This window comes from Streptomyces sp. NPDC021096 (genome assembly GCF_040641275.1).
In the GTDB taxonomy this organism is placed as follows: Bacteria; Actinomycetota; Actinomycetes; order Streptomycetales; family Streptomycetaceae; genus Streptomyces.
The window spans coordinates 18949-35336 of record NZ_JBFADG010000001.1; the positions used below are offsets into that span (position 1 = coordinate 18949).

Sequence of the window (16388 nt, forward strand, 5' to 3'; positions counted from 1 at the left end):
TCACGGCATATCACTGGGCATGACGCGAAACGGACGAATGCGGTTGCGGTCAGGGCAAACCTATGAGGCGCCTGTGACCTTCGGTGACCTCGGGAGCCTCAGCTGATGCCGAGCAGGACGAACAGCACCACCATGCCCACGGCAAGCACGACCCCCGCCCGCCGGAGCATGGCCTGCGCCTCGCGCAGCTCCTCGGGCGGTTCGTCGGACGGGTCGGACCAGAGCATGACGTCCATGCTCCGGCCGGAAAGGGCGTGGCGCCTGAGTACGCGTACTCAAGCGCCACGGTAAATGCGCCACGTCATTCGGCCGGGCCCCGCCGGGCCCTGGGGCTCAGGACGGCCAGTAGCTGGTGCGCCAGGCCCGCGGGCCCGGCTGCGGGACGCGGCGGGCCGCGGCCCGCCGGGCCGGGCTGGACCACTCCGGGCGCGTGGGCTCCGCAGGCGCGGCGGCGGCGCCCGCCGCCGCGCGGGCCTGGACCACCGCCAGTGCGGCGGCCAACTCCTCGGGGGTCGGATTGCCCCGTACGACCTTGATCACGTCAGCGTCCCTTCCTTCGTGACCGGTATGCCGCCGCGGAGGCGGCTTACAGCGGGATGTTGCCGTGCTTCTTGGGCGGCAGCGCCTCGCGCTTGTCCCGCAGCGCGCGCAGCCCGCGCACGATCTGCCGGCGGGTGTCCGAGGGCATGATCACCGCGTCGACGTAGCCGTGGTCGGCCGCCACGTACGGGTTGAGCAGCGTGTCCTCGTAGTCGGCGATCAGCTGGGCGCGCAGCTCCTCCTGCTCCTCCGGCGACGTCGCCGCCGCCAGCGAACGGCGGTGCAGGATGTTGACCGCGCCCTGGGCGCCCATGACGGCGATCTGCGCGGTGGGCCAGGCGAGGTTGAGGTCCGCGCCCAGGTGCTTGGAGCCCATGACGTCGTACGCGCCGCCGTACGCCTTGCGGGTGATCACCGTGATCAGGGGCACCGTGGCCTCGGCGTAGGCGTAGATCAGCTTGGCGCCGCGGCGGATGATGCCGTTGTACTCCTGGTCCGTGCCCGGCAGGAAGCCGGGCACGTCGACGAAGGTGAGCACGGGGATGTTGAAGGCGTCGCAGGTGCGTACGAAGCGCGCGGCCTTCTCACTGGCGTTGATGTCCAGGCAGCCGGCGAACTGCATCGGCTGGTTGGCGACCACGCCCACCGGCCGGCCCTCGACCCGGCCGAAGCCGGTGACGATGTTCGGCGCGAACAGCGCCTGGGTCTCCAGGAACTCCCCGTCGTCCAGCACATGCTCCAGCACGGTGTGCATGTCGTAGGGCTGGTTCGCCGAGTCCGGGATGAGCGCGTCCAGCTCGCGGTCGGTGTCCGAGACCTCGAGATCGGCCTCCTCGGGGAAGGCCGGGGGCTCGGAGAGGTTGTTCGACGGCAGGTAGGACAGCAGGGCCTTGAGGTACTCGATGGCGTCCTTCTCGTCCCCCGCCATGTGGTGCGCCACGCCCGAGGTGGAGTTGTGCGTCCGGGCGCCGCCCAGCTCCTCGAAGCCCACGTCCTCACCCGTGACCGTCTTGATGACGTCCGGTCCGGTGATGAACATGTGCGAGGTCTGATCGACCATGACCGTGAAGTCGGTGATCGCCGGGGAGTAGACCGCGCCGCCCGCGCAGGGGCCGACGACCAGCGAGATCTGCGGGATCACACCCGAGGCGTGCGTGTTGCGGCGGAAGATCTCGCCGTACATGCCCAGGGACGCCACGCCCTCCTGGATGCGCGCGCCGCCCGAGTCGTTGATGCCGATGACCGGGCACCCCGTCTTCAGGGCGAAGTCCATCACCTTGACGATCTTCTGGCCGAAGACCTCGCCCAGCGCGCCGCCGAAGACCGTGAAGTCCTGCGAGAAGACCGCCACCGGACGGCCGTCGACCGTGCCGTAGCCGGTGACCACACCGTCCCCGTACGGGCGGTTGGCGTCCATGCCGAAGTTGGTCGAGCGGTGCCGGGCGAACTCGTCGAGTTCCACGAACGAGTCATCGTCCAACAGCAGATCGATCCGCTCGCGCGCCGTCAACTTCCCCTTGGCGTGCTGCTTCTCCACCGCCCGCGCGGAGCCGGCGTGCGTCGCCTCCTCGATCCGGCGCTGCAGATCCGCGAGCTTGCCCGCGGTGGTGTGGATGTCGAATCCATTGGCTTCCGGCTCGGACACGGGATGCGGCTCCTGCTCGTCCAGGGGTGTGGGCTGAAGAGGTACGGCTGACCGGTGCTACCGGTTCGTAGCGTATCCGCGCGGATGCGCTGCGGCAGTGCGTCGTTGGCCACACCGATTCGTCCTCGCCTGCCTCCTATGGTGGCTGTTATGACGCCCTCCGACGCCTCCGGCAACCGCTGGTCCGACCTGGACCGGCCCCCCCTCAACGCCGCCGCCCTGCGGCGCGGGCTGCTGCGCCCCGGCGCGCTGTGGACCTCCGTCGACGTGGTGCCGCGCACCGGGTCCACCAACACCGACCTCGTCGCCTCCGGCGGGGCCGAGGGGGCCGTGCTCATCGCCGAGGAACAGTCCGCCGGGCGCGGCCGCCTCGACCGCACCTGGTCCGCGCCGCCGCGCTCCGGGCTCTTCTTCTCCGTCCTGCTCACCCCCGGCCCCGGCGTGCCCGCCGCCCGGTGGGGCTGGCTGCCGCTGCTCGCCGGTGTCGCCACCGCCGCCGCCGTCTCCCGCGCCGCCGGCGTCGACACCGCCCTGAAGTGGCCCAACGACCTCCTTGTGACGGTCGGCGACGAGGAGCGCAAGGCCGGCGGCATCCTCGCCGAGCGCACCGGCGACAGCGTCGTCGTCGGCATCGGCCTCAACGTCACGCTCCGCGCCGACGAGCTGCCGGTGCCCGGCGCCGGGTCGCTGGCGCTGGCCGGCGCCGAGGTGCTCGACCGGGACCCGCTGCTGCGGGCCGTCCTGCGCTCCTTGGAGGAGTGGTACCGCGAGTGGCGCGCCGCCGGCGGCGACCCCGCCCTGTGCCGCCTGCAGGAGGCGTACGCCACCGGCTGCGCCACGCTCGGCCGGTCCGTACGGGCCGAACTGCCCGGCGGCCGGGAGCTCGTCGGCGAGGCCGTGGCCGTGGACGGCGACGGACGGCTGGTACTGGCGACGGCCGAGGGGGTGCAGGAGCCGGTGGGAGCGGGTGACATCGTCCATTTGCGGCCGGCAGGGTCGTAAACGTCGTAAAGAGTGAGCGGCGTGCCGTGGGGAGAGTGAGCTACGGCACACCTGACGTATCGTTGTGCCCGGAACCTAAGCGAGCAGCGATCGGCAGGGCAGTGCGCACGGATCGGACAGGGGGCGGGCGGTGACCGCCGACGGTGGGGGAACCTCCCGTGCCGTTGAGGCCAAGGGGGAGGACAGCGCTGCGCGCGAGGCCGCTTCCCGGGACGTCGGGGAGGACTTCGACGAGGAGGGCGGCGACCCCCTCGCGCTCCGGCTGGAGGCCCTCATCCTCGGCGCCGAGCGGCGCTACACCCCTTTTCAGGCCGCACGAGCGGCCGGCGTCTCCATGGACCTGGCCGCCCGGTTCTGGCGCGCCATGGGGTTCGCTGACATCGGACAGGCGAAGGCCCTCACCGAGGCCGACGTGCTGGCGCTGCGGCGGCTCGCCGGTCTGGTGGAGGCCGGGCTGCTGAGCGAGCCCATGGCCGTCCAGGTCGCCCGGTCCACCGGCCAGACCACCGCGCGGCTCGCCGACTGGCAGATCGACTCCTTCCTGGAGGGCCTGACCGAGCCTCAGGAGGGGATGACCCGCACGGAGATCACCTACCCGCTGGTCGAGCTGCTGCTGCCGGAGCTGGAGGAGTTCCTCGTCTATGTCTGGCGGCGGCAGCTGGCCGCCGCCACCGGACGCGTCGTGCAGGCCGCGGACGACGCCGAAATGGTCGACCGGCGGCTCGCCGTCGGCTTCGCCGACCTCGTCGGCTTCACCCGGCTGACCCGGCGCCTGGAGGAGGAGGAGCTCGGCGAGCTCGTCGAGGCCTTCGAGACGACGGCGGCGGACCTGGTGGCCGCGCACGGCGGGCGGCTCATCAAGACGCTGGGCGACGAGGTGCTGTTCGCGGCCGACGACGCCGGTACCGCCGCCGAGATCGGGCTGCGGCTGATCGAGACCCTCACGAACGACGAGACGATGCCCGAACTGCGGGTCGGCATCGCCTTCGGGACCGTCACCACGCGCATGGGCGACGTCTTCGGCACGACCGTCAACCTCGCCAGCCGGCTGACGTCGATAGCGCCGAAGGACGCCGTCCTCGTGGACGGCGCCCTCGCGGAGGAGCTCGCCCGCGCCGGCGACGCGCCCAAGTCCGAGGCCGAGGCCGCGGCGGCCGAGCAGGCGGGCGAGGAGCCCGCCGCGTACCGGTTCGCCCTGCAGCCGATGTGGCAGCGGCCGGTGCGGGGGCTGGGCGTCGTGGAGCCCTGGCTGCTGACGCGGCGGGATCAGTAACAGCCCGCCCCGCGACAGGTCGCAGCCGCCCACCGGCGGGAGGGGCCGGGGCGGGACGGGCCCTGGCAGGGGGCGTAAGGGTTATTTGCGGCGGCTTCGGGGGCGCCGAAACCCGAGAACCGCACCCGCCGTAAATAATCCAGCCCCCAGAAGGGCCCGTCCCGCCCCGGCCCCGAACCCGACGACGGCCGGGTATGGCCCCACCGGCCCGCTCCGGGCATGATCAGTGGCCTGGCACCGATAGACCGGGAGGGCAAGCGTGAGCGAGCAGCGTTACGGGGAATGGATCGCGATCCGCAAGCACGAGGGCGGTCACGTGGCCGAACTGGTGCTGGACCGCCCCAAGGCCATGAACGCCGTCTCCACCGAGCTCGGCCGGGGCGTCATCGAGGCCACCGCCGCGCTCGCCGCGGACCGTGACGTACGGGCCGTCGTCCTCACCTCCACCCACGAGCGCGCCTTCTGCGTGGGCGCGGACCTCAAGGAGCGCAACTCCTTCACGGACGACGACCTGCGTCGCCAGCGCCCCTACTCGCGCGCCTGCTACACCGGCGTGCTGGAGCTGCCCATGCCGGCCATCGCCGCCGTGCACGGCTTCGCGCTGGGCGGCGGCTTCGAGCTGGCGCTGTCCTGCGACGTGATCGTGGCGGACTCCACCGCCGTGGTGGGGCTGCCCGAGGTGTCGGTCGGGGTGATCCCCGGTGGCGGCGGCACACAGCTGCTGCCGCGCCGCGTCGGGGCCGCCCGGGCCGCCGAGCTGATCTTCAGCGCCCGGCGGGTGGAGGCCGCCGAGGCCCGGGAGTTGGGCCTCGTCGACGTGCTGGTGGAGCCCGGCCGGGACCGGGAGGAGGCGCTGGCCCTCGCCACGCGGATCGCGCGCAACTCGCCGGTCGGCGTGCGTGCCGCGAAGCGGGCGCTGCGGCTGGGGCAGGGGCTGGACCTGCGGGCGGGGCTGGAGGTCGAGGACGCCGCCTGGCGCACCGTGGCCTTCTCCGGCGACCGTGCGGAGGGCGTGGCCGCCTTCAACGAGAAGCGGACGCCGGACTGGCCGGGGGAGTGAGCCGCGGCCTTGGCCTTCTGAGTGCATAAAGCCCCTTATAAAGCGGAATGAGCTCAGCATTCTTACGCTGGAGTGCAGGACCTGCGCGCAGTGACGGAATGCGAGGCTCGGGTGGCTGCTGACGGGGAGCGCGACGACCGCCTGCGCGCCGTGGTGGAACTGGCGCAGGCGATGGCCGCCGCGTACACCCCGCTCGAGAGCGTCGAGGCCGCCGCGGAGGGGGCGCGGCGTGCCCTCGGGGGGTCGTTCGCCGCCGTCTCGGTCTGGGAGCGCGAGCACGGGCGGCTGCGGGTCCTGGTGAACGTGGGGGAGCTCGCGGCGGGGGAGGAACGGTTTCCCGGTTCCGAGTTCTATCCCGTGCATGCCTTTCCTGAGATCGCCTCGTTTCTGCACGAGGACTGGGTGGGTGGGGCGCCTCAGGCTTGGGTGGAGACCGCTGGGGGTGGGGGTGGGGGTGGGGGTGGGGGTGCGGGTGGGGGTGCTGGCGGTTCCTACTGTCATCAGCGCGTTGCCGCTTTGCGGCGGCGGGGGCGCGGGTGTTGTGTCGTCGCGCCCATCGTGTTGCACGGGCGGGCCTGGGGTGAGCTCTACGTGGCGCGGCCCGTCGGGGCGCCGGTGTTCGAGGCCGGGGACGCGGAGTTCGCCACCGTTCTGGCTGCGGTGACCGCTTCGGGGATCGCGCAGACCGAGCGGCTCGAAGAGGTGCGCCGCCTCGCCTTCACGGATCCGCTCACCGGGCTCGCCAACCGGCGCGCCGTCGACGCCCGTCTCGACGAGGCAGTCGAACGGCACCAGTTGGACGGGGTCGTCGTGAGCCTGGTGGTGTGCGACCTCAACGGGCTCAAGCGCGTCAACGACACGTTGGGGCACGCGGTGGGGGACCGTCTGCTGGAACGTTTCGGGTCGGTGCTGTCGCTGTGCGGGGCGCTGCTGCCGGGGGCGCTGGCCGCCCGGCTGGGCGGCGACGAGTTCTGCCTGCTGACCGTGGGGCCCGCCGCGGACGAGGTCGTGCGGGTCGCGGACGAGCTGTGCCGGCGGGCCGCCTCGCTGGAGCTGGGGGAGGGCGTCGCGTGCGGGGTGGCTTCCACGGGGGATCCGATCGGGCCGGTGCGGTCGGCCCGGCGGCTGTTCCGGCTGGCGGATGCCGCGCAGTACCGGGCCAAGGGGTTGCGGGCTTCCGGGGCGGTGGTGGCGGGGCGGGACGGGGGGCGCGAGGACCCTGTGGTGCGGATGGCGGATCGGCCTCCGCCGGCGGCTCCGCCGGGGGTCGGTGCCGTGGAGCGGCGGCGGTTCCGGGGGCGGGGCCGGGGCCGGGGCGGGACGGGCCCTTCTGGGGCTGCATGATTTACGGCGGGTTCTGTTCTCTGTTGAGCGCGCCCCCTATGCCGCCGCAAATCACTCCCCCAGCTACCGCTGCGAGGGGCCCCCAACGCCCCTGCCAGGGCCCGTCCCGCCCCGGCCCCGGCCCCTCACGTCCGTCGGCGTCCACCGCGGAAGGGTGGCGTTCCGATGTGTGTTGTAACTGCTGCACGGGCGACTAGTGACAGGTCGCGATTCAGTCTCTAGGGTGCCTGAATATGGATATGCACACTGTGGTGGTGGGGACGGCCGGGACGACTGCGGAAGACGTGATCGCCGTGGCGCGCAACAGTGCGCGCGTCGTCGTGTCCGAGGAAGCGCTGGCCGCCGTCGCCGCCGCGCGGCAGGTCATCGACGACCTGGCCGCCAAGCCCGACCCCGTCTACGGCGTCTCTACCGGCTTCGGCGCTCTCGCCACGCGCCACATCAGCCCCGAGCTGCGCGCCCAGCTCCAGCGCAACATCGTGCGCTCGCACGCGGCCGGCATGGGTCCGCGCGTCGAGCGCGAGGTGGTGCGGGCGCTGATGTTCCTGCGCCTGAAGACCCTCGCCTCCGGGCATACGGGCGTACGGCCCGTGGTCGTGGAGACCATGGCCGCCGTCCTGAACGCCGGCATCACCCCCGTGGTGCACGAGTACGGCTCGCTGGGGTGCTCCGGTGACCTGGCCCCCCTGTCGCACTGTGCGCTCGCGCTGATGGGCGAGGGGGACTGCGAGGGGCCCGACGGGGTCGTGCGCCCGGCCGCCCAGCTGCTCGCCGAGCACCGCATCGAGCCCCTGGAGCTGCGCGAGAAGGAGGGGCTGGCGCTCCTCAACGGCACCGACGGCATGCTCGGCATGCTGGTCATGGCCTGTGCCGACCTCTCGCGGCTGATCACGTCCGCCGATGTCACCGCCGCGCTGTCGCTCGAGGCGCTGCTGGGGTCCGAGAAGGTCCTCGCGCCCGAGCTGCACACCATCCGGCCGCACCCCGGGCAGGGCGTCAGCGCCGCCAACATGGCGGCCGTCCTCGAGGGTTCCGGGCTCACCGGGCACCACCAGGACGACGCGCCGCGGGTGCAGGACGCGTATTCGATCCGCTGTGCGCCGCAGGTCGCGGGCGCCGGGCGGGACACGCTCGCCCATGCCCGGCTGGTCGCCGACCGCGAGCTGGCCGCCGCCGTCGACAACCCGGTCGTGCTGCGTGACGGCCGCGTGGAGTCCAACGGTAACTTCCATGGCGCGCCGGTGGCTTATGTCTTGGATTTCCTGGCTATCGCGGCCGCTGACCTTGCTTCCATCGCCGAGCGCCGTACGGACCGGCTGCTGGACAAGGCCCGTTCGCATGGCCTGCCGCCGTTCCTGGCGGGTGACCCCGGCGTCGACTCCGGGCTGATGATCGCTCAGTACACGCAGGCCGCCCTGGTCAGCGAGATGAAGCGGCTCGCCGTGCCGGCGTCCGTGGACTCGATCCCGTCCTCCGCGATGCAGGAGGACCACGTCTCCATGGGCTGGTCGGCGGCGCGCAAGCTGCGCACGGCCGTCGACGCGCTCGGCAAGGTCGTCGCCGTCGAGCTGGTGGCCGCCACGCGCGCCATCGAGCTGCGGGAGGGCATGACGCCGGGCCCGGCCGCGCAGGCGGTGCTGAAGGCCGTGCGTGCCGCGGGCGTCGAGGGTCCGGGCGAGGACCGGTTCCTGGCTCCCGACCTGGCCGCGGCGGACGCGTTCGTACGGGCCGGGAAGCTCGTCGGGACGGTGGAGGCGGTGACGGGTCCGCTCGGCTGATCCGTCATCGGGCCGCTGTGCGCGACCTGCGCACAGCGGTCGTCACCAGTGCTCCGCCCGCGGCGACGAAGGCCACGCCGCCGAAGAGGTACGGGGTGGTGTCGATGCTGCCGCTGTCCGCGAGGGCCAGCTGTGCGGTGGCAGGACTGTTGGCCGGTTGCGCCTGCTGCCCGGCGGGTGCGGGGCGGGCCGGGGTCGGGTGCTCGGCGGAGGCGTTGGCGCTCGGCACGAACCACATCGCGCACAACAGCGTGCCGGCGGCGACGGCGGTCAGCAGCGGGCGGCGTGCGGTCACGGGATGAATCCCCCTTGCGGTGACGGAGATTGGGGGTCGTGGAGCTTCGGCGCGTCCCGACTGACACGATGTTAGTGATACGGATGGCCCAGGGGGAAGCCATGGGTGCGATCCGGCCTTCTAGCAGGGCTTCTGGCCTTAATCAAGACCCCGGTTGCGACGTCTGTCGGCCGAGGGTCTTTACTGGCGTGGCCTTCCCCACAATTTCCCCAAGTGTGGAACGGGAGAAAGGGTGCAGGCGTTCTTTTAAGTAGTAGCCGGGATGCGTGCAACCCCACGAGCCCCACGCTCGGCTCGGGGATTCCGGGGTCCAGGAGCAATGGAGAAGCGTGTGATGACGTACGGCAAGCGCCGCAAGGGCCTCGTGGCCGCGGCCGCTGTGCTCGGCGGTGTGCTGACTCTGGCCGCGTGCGGTGGCGACGGTGACGACGCCAAGGGCACGGGTGACAGCAAGGGCAAGTCGCAGGGCCAGGTCGACGCCGCGGCCGCCAAGGATGCCTCCAAGGCGCAGATCAAGATCACGCCCAAGGGTGGCACCACCAACGCGGGCATCACGCCCGACGCCGTGAACGTCACCGTCAGTGACGGCGAGCTCGTGAGCGTCAAGATGACGACGGACAAGGGCACCCCCGTCGAGGGTTCAATATCTTCGGACAAGAAGACCTGGAAGCCGAACAAGCAGCTCGAGCGTTCGACCAAGTACCAGGTCGTGGCCGAGGCCAAGGACGACAAGGGCCGCAAGGCCACTGAGCACTCCTCCTTCTCCACGGTCTCGCCGGAGAACAGCTTCATCGGCTCCTTCAACCCCGAGGACGGCTCGACGGTCGGCGGCGGCATGCCCGTGTCGGTGACCTTCAACAAGCCGATCAAGGACCGCAAGGCCGTCCAGTCGCACCTGGAGGTCTCCTCCAGCAGCGGCCAGAAGGTCGTCGGTCACTGGTTCAACGACCAGCGCCTGGACTTCCGTCCGCAGGACTACTGGAAGACCGGCTCCGAGGTCACGCTGAAGATGGACCTGGACGGCGTCGAGGGCGCCCCGGGCGTCAAGGGCGTCCAGAAGAAGACGATCAAGTTCAAGATCGGCCGAGTCCAGGTCTCCACCGTCGACGTCAAGACCCACCAGATGACGGTCGTGCGCGACGGTCAGACGATCAAGACGATCCCGATCTCTGCGGGCAGCCCGTCGAGCCCCACGTACAACGGCAAGATGGTGATCTCCGAGAAGTTCAAGGAGACCCGCATGGACGGCTCGACCGTCGGCTTCACCAAGAAGGACGGCAAGGGCGAGTACGACATCAAGGACGTGCCGCACGCCATGCGGCTGTCCACGTCGGGCACGTTCATCCACGGCAACTACTGGGGCAGCGGCATCTTCGGCGTCTCCAACACCAGCCACGGCTGCATCGGCCTGGAGGACAAGCAGGGCGCGAACGACCCGAACACCTCGGGCTCCTGGTTCTTCTCCAACTCGATGATCGGTGACGTGGTCGAGGTCAAGAACTCCGACGACAAGACCATCGCCCCGGACAACGGCCTCAACGGCTGGAACATGGACTGGCAGCAGTGGGTCGCGGGCAGCGCGGCCGGCGCGTGAGGCTCGGGCCCTGACGTGTGAAGGGGCCCTCCCGGCGGACATCCGCCGGGAGGGCCCCTTTCGCATGGGGCCGGTGGGGGCAGTGTGCAGTTCCGGGGCGTACGGGAAAATGGAGTCTCCCCCTCCTTCGAAGGAAAAGAGCCCGGAACGTGCAGAACAACGAGCCGCCCCTGGAGACCGTCTCCGCCGCCCTGCGCGGCCTGCGGGCGGTGCCCGGGGACGCGCTCGAGGACGCGGTCTACGCCGCCGCGTCCGTCGTGGCCGCCGCCCCGGCAGGGTGGGAGGCCGTCAGCGGGGCCGTGGTGCGGGTGGGCTCGGGCATCGCACGGCGGTGCTGGGAGTACGGGTGGCAGCCCGCCGACGTCGTACGGCTGGCGCGGCGCGAACTGACCCCGGTGGAGTCGCGGTTCGTCGTCGACGTGATCGCCGCGGAGGCGCGGCGTTACGCACCGGAGACGCTCGGCGCGCGGTGGGCGGCGCAGCTGGCCGACATCGGGGCGGGCGAATGGTGGCAGGGCGACGACACCTTCCTGGACGGCTTCGCGGGGCGCGAGCGGCTGAGCCGGTTCGAGACGGCGGCGTGTGCCCTCGGCGCGCTGCGGCTGATGGACGCGCTGCCCAGGATCGGTGCCGTGGGCCCGCTGCCGGGGACCGGCCATGTGCAGGCCGTCCGGGCGCCGGCGGAGGCCGTGCCGGCGCGCATGCTCGGGCGGATCCGCGCGCTGCTGGCCAAGGCGGAGTCGACGCAGTTCCCGGAGGAGGCCGAGGCGCTCTCGGCGAAGGCGCAGGAGCTCATGGCGCGGCACTCGATCGACGAGGCTCTGCTGGCCGCGGGCTCCGGCACGCCCTCGGAGGGGCCGGGCGCCTGCCGGATCGGGGTCGAGGGCCCGTACGAGTCCGCGAAGGCGCTGCTCCTGGACGCGGTGGCCGCGGCCAACCACTGCCAGGCGGTCTGGTCCGCCGAGTACGGCTTCTCCACCGTCGTCGGCTTCGAGGCGGACCTGGAGCTGGTGGAGCTGCTGTACACGTCCCTGCTGGTGCAGGCCACCTCCGCGATGCGGCGCGCCGCCGACGAGCACCACGCCCGCGGCCGCTCCCGCCGCACGCGCGACTTCCGGGAGTCCTTCCTGATCGCCTATGCCGGGCGCATCAGCGACCGGCTGTCCGCGGCGGTGCAGGACGTGGCGGCGGAGGAGTCCCGCCCGGAGGTGCTGCCGGTGCTGGCCGCCCGGGACGTGGAGGTCGGCGAGACGGCCGGACGGATGTTCCCCGAGACGACCTCCCACCGGCTCAAGGGGCGCGACGCGGAGGGCTGGGCCCGCGGCAGGGAGGCCGCGGACGCGGCCCGGCTCGCGGGCGGCAAGGGGGCGTGAGGGGCCGCGCCGGGACGCCTTCCGGTCAGGTGCGGGCGTCCGGACGGGCGAAGTACGTGCCGGGCGGGACGCCCACGCCCCGGCGGAAGGCCGCGACGAAGGCGCTCGGCGAGCCGTAGCCCACCCGGCGGGCCACGGCGGAGACCGTCGCGCCCGCCGCCAGCATCGGCATCGCCGCCTCCAGCCGCAGCTGGGTGCGCCACTGCCCGAACGGCATGCCCGTACCGGTCGCGAAGGCCCGCGCCAGGGTGCGGGCGCTCGCGCCCACCAGCGCGCCCCACTGCGCGAGGGAACGGTCGTCCGCCGGGTCCGCGCGCAGGGCCAGGGCCACGCGCCGGGCGCGCGGGTCGGCGGGCAAGGGGGCGCGTACGGTCGTCACGGACACCGGGTGGAGCTGGTCGAGGACGACGTCCTCGGCGCGGCGGCGCGCGGCGGCGTCGAGGCCGTCCTGGGCGAGATGCCCGATCAACTCCCGCAAAAGACCCGATACGGGCACGACTTGGGGCTCGGCCCAGGTCAGCGGGCAGCGCTCCGGCCAGAAGTACAGGCTGCGCAGCAGCGCGGCCGAGGTCGCGCCCGTGGCGTGCGCGACGCCCGCCGGTATCCACAGCGCGACGGTGGAGGGCAGCACCCAGGTGCGGTCGGCGGCCCGTACGGCCAGCACGCCGCGCTGCGCCCAGGCGAGCTGATGCGCCCCGTGCTCGTGGACGCCGAACCACTCGTCGCCGTCGAGGGGGAAGCTGCCGACGACGACGGCGCTGCCGGCGGGGGCGACGATCTGTCCTTCTTCGATCTGTCCTTCTCGCGACATGAGTTGGCCTCCTGGCCCGTATACGACAGCGGTACCCGGTTCCTAGCCTCGTCGCATGCCGATGAACCTTCTTCACCGCCGCCTGTGCAGCTCCCAGCGCTGGGCACGGGCGATCGAGGACCAATTGCTGCCGTGGGCCCTGGAGGACGTGGACCTCGGGCCCGAGGCACTGGAGATCGGCCCCGGCTACGGGGCCACGACACGCGTGCTGCTGCGAAAGGTGGAGCGCCTGAGCATCATCGAGGTGGACGAGGCCTCGGTGGCGGGGCTGCGCCGCGAGTTCGGCGACCGCGCGGAGGTCGTCCACGGGGACGGCACCGCCCTGCCGTGGTCCGACGGGAGCTTCGACTCCGTCACCTGCTTCACGATGCTGCACCACGTGCCCTCGGTGTGGCGCCAGGACACGCTCTTCGCGGAGGCGTGCCGGGTGCTGCGGCCGGGCGGCCTCTTCACCGGCTGCGACGCGTTGAGCAGTTGGGGCTTCCGGCTGATCCACCTGGGCGACACCTGCGTGCCGGTGCCGCCGGAGACGCTGGAGGAGCGGCTCCGGCGGGCGGGGTTCGCGCACGCCGAGGTGACGATCGGAGAGGGGAGCTTCCGGTTCAAGGCGGTCGCCGCCGGCTAGCGCCCCTACGGACCGGTGTCCGCCGCCTCGATCCGTGCGGCCACCTCGTGGGGGTCGCCGCGCCACCCGCGGACGTAGGGCTGCTCGACCTCGCCGCCCCAGCGCGTGCGGCGGAACGACACCAGCACGTCCGCGGCGTCGCGCAGGGTGCACTCCTCGCGGCCGAGGAGCTCGCGTACGACGACGACCGCGCAGGCACTGTGCACCATGTGGTCCGTGAACCACGTCTCGACGGCCGCCATGCCGCCCGCCTCGTGTTCCTCGCGCACGACGGCCGTCGTACCGGCGAAGGCCGCGGCCAGGTGCGCGTACGCGCCGGCGTCCGGGGCGGTGTCCTCGGCGGCGGCCTCCTCGGCGGCGGCGGCGAAGGCCGGGGCGAGGGCGATGACGAGCCGCGCCAGACAGCCGTCGCCCGTGTCCGGGACCACCGGGCGGTCCTTGAGGAACTCGAACCAGTCGGCGTTGACCGCCTCGTGGAGGATCCAGTTCAGACGGATCTCCGCCTCCGCCGGGCACTCCCCGGCCGCCACGAGGACCCGCTTCAGCAGCTCGTACGGGACCTCGGCGCTCTCCGCGAGGAGCACCGCGTCGTACAGGTCCTTGCCCTCGGGGTGGTGGTCCGTGACCAGCCAGAGGATCTTCCACACGAGCGAGAGCTCCGGGCTCACCGCCATCACGTGGTGACCGGCGATCTCCGTGGGGACCGCCGGGGTCGGCAGGGTCTCGTTGAAGACGAAGTCCAGCTGGACCGTGCCCGGCGGTACGCCGTCCGCCTCCGCCGACCAGGGCAGCACGAGGCGGCGGCCCGGCACCCGGTCGTACGTCCAGATCTCGTCGCTCACCGCGCCCGCCGCGTCGATGCGGACCTGGCTGCCCGGCTCCCGCGACAGCGCCTCGGCGGCGCGGGCGATGCCGTCGAGCATCGCGTCCGTGCGCTCGTCCTCCAGCTGCCAGGTGTCGGGTACGACCACGAAGTCCAGATCGCCGGGCTCGCGCGCGGCGTCCCCGAACCAGGCCTTGAGCAGCATGCTGCCGCGCAGCACCAGGTGGCCGGCCCACGCGGAGCCCGCGACCGCCGCGAGGGCGAGGTCCAGGGCGTGCCGCCGGGCCGCGTACCAGGCCTGGCCCCTGTCCGTGTCGGTGAACTGCGGCTCGCTCAGCCGCATGCCCATCCGGTGGTGGTTGGCGGCCGGGTCGTAGGCGGGGCGCTGCCGCACCCCCTCGCCGGGCACGGGCCGCAGCGTCCTCGGCAGGTCCTGCTTCGCACGGGTTGTCTCGGTCGGCGGCGTCTGCGGGACGACCATGGCGTCGTCCCACGGCCCGTAGCCGAACCGCTCCCACGGTGTCGTCGTCATTCCCCCGTACCCTCCTCGCTGATCCAGCCCGCGTCGAGCGACGCGTCGCTGTCGTACACGACGAACTCGCGCTCGGCGGACGCCATCTCGTACCCGGCCGCCCCTATCGCCGCCGTCAGCGCGTCCAGCCGCGCCCCCGCCGTCCGGCGGCCCACCATGCGGCAGCGCTGCGTGACGAACCGCTCGGCGCGGCCGTCCGCCCGCACCCGGCGGGCGTTGCGCGACAGGTGCGCGCAGTGCCCGGAGGCGAGCTCCGCGAGCGCGGCGACGTCCGTGCCGGGCGGCAGCAGCAGCTTGATGTGGTGCTCGAAGTAGTACCGCGCCCCGAGCGCCACGGCCGCCTCGTCGCTCTCCGGCACCCCCGCCGCCCACGGTGCCGCCTCGACCTTCGCCCGTACGACCTCGAAGCCGGCGTCCCGCACCTCCCGCACGGCCCCCTCGACCGCCGCCCGCACGCCGGGCAGCTCCCCGGACGCCCGCAGGGTGAGCATCGGCTGGCTGGGCGTCCGCCCACGGTCCAGCACGATGTGCGCGAACTTCACCCCCCGCGCGGCCGCGTACCGCTCGAGCGCGGCCACCTCGGACGGACCGGGGGCGCGGACGGTCACATGCGCTTCGAAGTCGCCGCTGAAGTCGCCGCCGAAGGGGGCGGGGGCGGTGGCGGGGGCGGTGGTGCGAGCTGTCACCGGTAGATGATCTCAGGGTGGGACGGCCGGCCCCGCCTGGCGGATCAGTTCACGGAAGCGGGTCACCAGCGGGTTGGCCGTATTGCGGCGCCAGACCAGGAAGTTGGAGGTGGTGGCCCCGGCGAGCGGGCGCGGGGTGACGCCGGTGCGGTGCAGCACCCGGTAGGAGTCGGCGAGCACGGCGGCGCCGAAGCCGGCGGCGGCCAGCGCCAGGAGCGTCTGCACCGTACGGGCCTCGGCGGCGATCCGCGGGACGACCCCCGCCTGCCGGCACAGGGCGGCGATCTCGTCGTACGACAGCGGCGAGGCTTCCCGCGGCCACAGCACCAGGGGCACGTCGCCCAGGGCGGTGAGCGGCAGTTCACCGTCGCCCTCGGCCAACGGGTGCGCGGCGGGAAGGAAGAGCGTGAGGGGCTCGCGCCACCACTCGCGCACGGCGAGCCGTTCGTCCTGCGCGGGCAGCCGCTGCACGGCGAGGTCGCAGCGGCCTTCGAGCACTTCGGCGGACATCCGGGCGTCGTCGAAGCTCTCCACCAGGCACAGCTCGACGTCGGGGAGCGTCTCGCGGACGGTGCGCAGGGCGGCACCGAGCGGGCCGTTGATCCCGGACCCGGCGAAGGTGATGGTCAGCCGCCCGCGCAGCCCCTGCGCGGCCAGCCGCACGTCCTCCTGCGCGGCCCGGGCCTCGGCGAGCATCACCCGGGCACGGGCGAGCAGCGCTTCGCCCGCCGCGGTGGGGGTCATGCGACGACCCTCGCGGCGGAACAGCGGGGTGCCCAGCCGGCGTTCGAGGTCGCGCAGCTGGCGGCTGAGCGTCGGCTGGGTGAGGTGCAGACGCTCGGCGGCGGCGACGAGCGTACCGGTTTCGGCGACGGCGACGACGTAGCCGAGGACCCTGAGCTCCATGTATGCCTCCTGGGCAGACAGCATCTGCCTAAGACTGCCTTGCAGGCAGAACAGTGCGTGGGCAGGGTGGATCACGTCAAGCAGTCGCCCGACAACGAAAC

At 72.7% G+C, this 16388-nt stretch carries 16 protein-coding genes; 8 read left to right on the top strand and 8 right to left on the bottom strand.

Features of this window, described 5'->3' with window-relative positions; all coding sequences use genetic code 11:
- Positions 1 to 98: 98 nt before the first annotated feature.
- The 3 genes from AB0G59_RS00090 to AB0G59_RS00100 all read right to left on the bottom strand — a co-directional run bounded on the left by AB0G59_RS00090 (position 99) and on the right by AB0G59_RS00100 (position 2185).
- Positions 99 to 227 (bottom strand): hypothetical protein, encoded by a 129-nt coding sequence (locus AB0G59_RS00090; protein WP_360906377.1) that lies wholly within the window; start codon positions 225 to 227, stop codon positions 99 to 101.
- 106 nt (positions 228 to 333) lie between these two features.
- Positions 334 to 540 (bottom strand): acyl-CoA carboxylase epsilon subunit, encoded by a 207-nt coding sequence (locus AB0G59_RS00095; RefSeq protein ID WP_360906379.1) that lies wholly within the window; start codon positions 538 to 540, stop codon positions 334 to 336.
- A 46-nt stretch (positions 541 to 586) separates the two neighbouring features.
- Entirely contained in the window at positions 587 to 2185 is a 1599-nt protein-coding gene (locus tag AB0G59_RS00100) for an acyl-CoA carboxylase subunit beta (protein WP_360906381.1), read from the bottom strand.
- Positions 2186 to 2335: 150 nt separating this feature from the next.
- Here AB0G59_RS00100 and AB0G59_RS00105 point away from each other — a divergent pair, with 150 nt between their 5' ends.
- The 5 genes from AB0G59_RS00105 (at position 2336) to hutH (ending at position 8642) form a co-directional block, all read left to right on the top strand.
- Positions 2336 to 3187: a biotin--[acetyl-CoA-carboxylase] ligase gene (locus AB0G59_RS00105; protein ID WP_360906382.1), complete on the top strand. Its 852-nt coding sequence runs from the start codon at positions 2336 to 2338 to the stop codon at positions 3185 to 3187.
- A 130-nt stretch (positions 3188 to 3317) separates the two neighbouring features.
- Positions 3318 to 4460: an adenylate/guanylate cyclase domain-containing protein gene (locus AB0G59_RS00110; RefSeq protein ID WP_071961854.1), complete on the top strand. Its 1143-nt coding sequence runs from the start codon at positions 3318 to 3320 to the stop codon at positions 4458 to 4460.
- Positions 4461 to 4719: 259 nt separating this feature from the next.
- The gene (locus AB0G59_RS00115; RefSeq protein ID WP_360906384.1) at positions 4720 to 5520 is read left to right on the top strand and encodes an enoyl-CoA hydratase-related protein; all 801 of its coding nucleotides are present in this window, start codon (positions 4720 to 4722) and stop codon (positions 5518 to 5520) included.
- Positions 5521 to 5691: 171 nt separating this feature from the next.
- Positions 5692 to 6864: a sensor domain-containing diguanylate cyclase gene (locus AB0G59_RS00120; protein ID WP_360907514.1), complete on the top strand. Its 1173-nt coding sequence runs from the start codon at positions 5692 to 5694 to the stop codon at positions 6862 to 6864.
- Between the two features lie 233 nt (positions 6865 to 7097).
- The gene (hutH, locus tag AB0G59_RS00125; RefSeq protein ID WP_360906386.1) at positions 7098 to 8642 is read left to right on the top strand and encodes a histidine ammonia-lyase; all 1545 of its coding nucleotides are present in this window, start codon (positions 7098 to 7100) and stop codon (positions 8640 to 8642) included.
- Between the two features lie 4 nt (positions 8643 to 8646).
- On the opposite strand, the gene AB0G59_RS00130 is transcribed toward hutH, so the two are convergent.
- Positions 8647 to 8937 carry a hypothetical protein gene (locus AB0G59_RS00130; RefSeq protein WP_177337470.1) on the bottom strand — a complete coding sequence of 97 codons (291 nt, stop codon included), beginning with the start codon at positions 8935 to 8937 and terminating at the stop codon, positions 8647 to 8649.
- Positions 8938 to 9256: 319 nt separating this feature from the next.
- Here AB0G59_RS00130 and AB0G59_RS00135 point away from each other — a divergent pair, with 319 nt between their 5' ends.
- On the top strand, positions 9257 to 10531 hold the full coding sequence (locus tag AB0G59_RS00135; RefSeq protein ID WP_360906388.1) for an Ig-like domain-containing protein: 1275 nt from the start codon (positions 9257 to 9259) through the stop codon (positions 10529 to 10531).
- A 149-nt stretch (positions 10532 to 10680) separates the two neighbouring features.
- Positions 10681 to 11904, top strand: a complete 1224-nt coding sequence (locus tag AB0G59_RS00140) for a DUF2786 domain-containing protein (RefSeq protein ID WP_360906389.1) — start codon at positions 10681 to 10683, stop codon at positions 11902 to 11904.
- 25 nt (positions 11905 to 11929) lie between these two features.
- On the opposite strand, the gene AB0G59_RS00145 is transcribed toward AB0G59_RS00140, so the two are convergent.
- Positions 11930 to 12715 (bottom strand): helix-turn-helix transcriptional regulator, encoded by a 786-nt coding sequence (locus tag AB0G59_RS00145; protein WP_360906391.1) that lies wholly within the window; start codon positions 12713 to 12715, stop codon positions 11930 to 11932.
- 55 nt (positions 12716 to 12770) lie between these two features.
- Between AB0G59_RS00145 and AB0G59_RS00150 the strand changes: the two genes are divergently transcribed.
- Positions 12771 to 13340 carry a class I SAM-dependent methyltransferase gene (locus tag AB0G59_RS00150; RefSeq protein WP_360906393.1) on the top strand — a complete coding sequence of 190 codons (570 nt, stop codon included), beginning with the start codon at positions 12771 to 12773 and terminating at the stop codon, positions 13338 to 13340.
- Positions 13341 to 13345: 5 nt separating this feature from the next.
- On the opposite strand, the gene AB0G59_RS00155 is transcribed toward AB0G59_RS00150, so the two are convergent.
- From AB0G59_RS00155 to AB0G59_RS00165, 3 genes are read right to left on the bottom strand one after another with little or no spacing between them, the layout of a single operon-like run.
- A complete protein-coding gene (locus AB0G59_RS00155; protein WP_360906395.1) occupies positions 13346 to 14695 on the bottom strand; it encodes a nucleotidyl transferase AbiEii/AbiGii toxin family protein in 1350 nt (449 codons plus the stop codon).
- Complete coding sequence (locus tag AB0G59_RS00160; RefSeq protein ID WP_360906397.1) at positions 14692 to 15381, bottom strand: hypothetical protein; 690 nt, start codon at positions 15379 to 15381, stop codon at positions 14692 to 14694. The genes AB0G59_RS00155 and AB0G59_RS00160 overlap by 4 nt, the downstream gene beginning before the upstream one ends.
- A gap of 12 nt (positions 15382 to 15393) precedes the next feature.
- The gene (locus tag AB0G59_RS00165; protein ID WP_360906399.1) at positions 15394 to 16287 is read right to left on the bottom strand and encodes a LysR family transcriptional regulator; all 894 of its coding nucleotides are present in this window, start codon (positions 16285 to 16287) and stop codon (positions 15394 to 15396) included.
- Between the last annotated feature and the right edge of the window lie 101 nt (positions 16288 to 16388).

Bases quoted from the DNA above. Each gene is read 5' to 3' on its own strand.
- AB0G59_RS00150 (WP_360906393.1), top strand. From the start codon at position 12,771: ATGCCGATGAACCTTCTTCACCGCCGCCTGTGCAGCTCCCAGCGCTGG.
- AB0G59_RS00165 (WP_360906399.1), bottom strand. From the start codon at position 16,287: ATGGAGCTCAGGGTCCTCGGCTACGTCGTCGCCGTCGCCGAAACCGGT.
- AB0G59_RS00105 (WP_360906382.1), top strand. From the start codon at position 2,336: ATGACGCCCTCCGACGCCTCCGGCAACCGCTGGTCCGACCTGGACCGG.
- AB0G59_RS00145 (WP_360906391.1), bottom strand. From the start codon at position 12,715: ATGTCGCGAGAAGGACAGATCGAAGAAGGACAGATCGTCGCCCCCGCC.
- AB0G59_RS00135 (WP_360906388.1), top strand. From the start codon at position 9,257: ATGGAGAAGCGTGTGATGACGTACGGCAAGCGCCGCAAGGGCCTCGTG.
- AB0G59_RS00155 (WP_360906395.1), bottom strand. From the start codon at position 14,695: ATGACGACGACACCGTGGGAGCGGTTCGGCTACGGGCCGTGGGACGAC.
- AB0G59_RS00090 (WP_360906377.1), bottom strand. From the start codon at position 227: ATGCTCTGGTCCGACCCGTCCGACGAACCGCCCGAGGAGCTGCGCGAG.
- AB0G59_RS00120 (WP_360907514.1), top strand. From the start codon at position 5,692: ATGGCCGCCGCGTACACCCCGCTCGAGAGCGTCGAGGCCGCCGCGGAG.
- hutH (WP_360906386.1), top strand. From the start codon at position 7,098: ATGGATATGCACACTGTGGTGGTGGGGACGGCCGGGACGACTGCGGAA.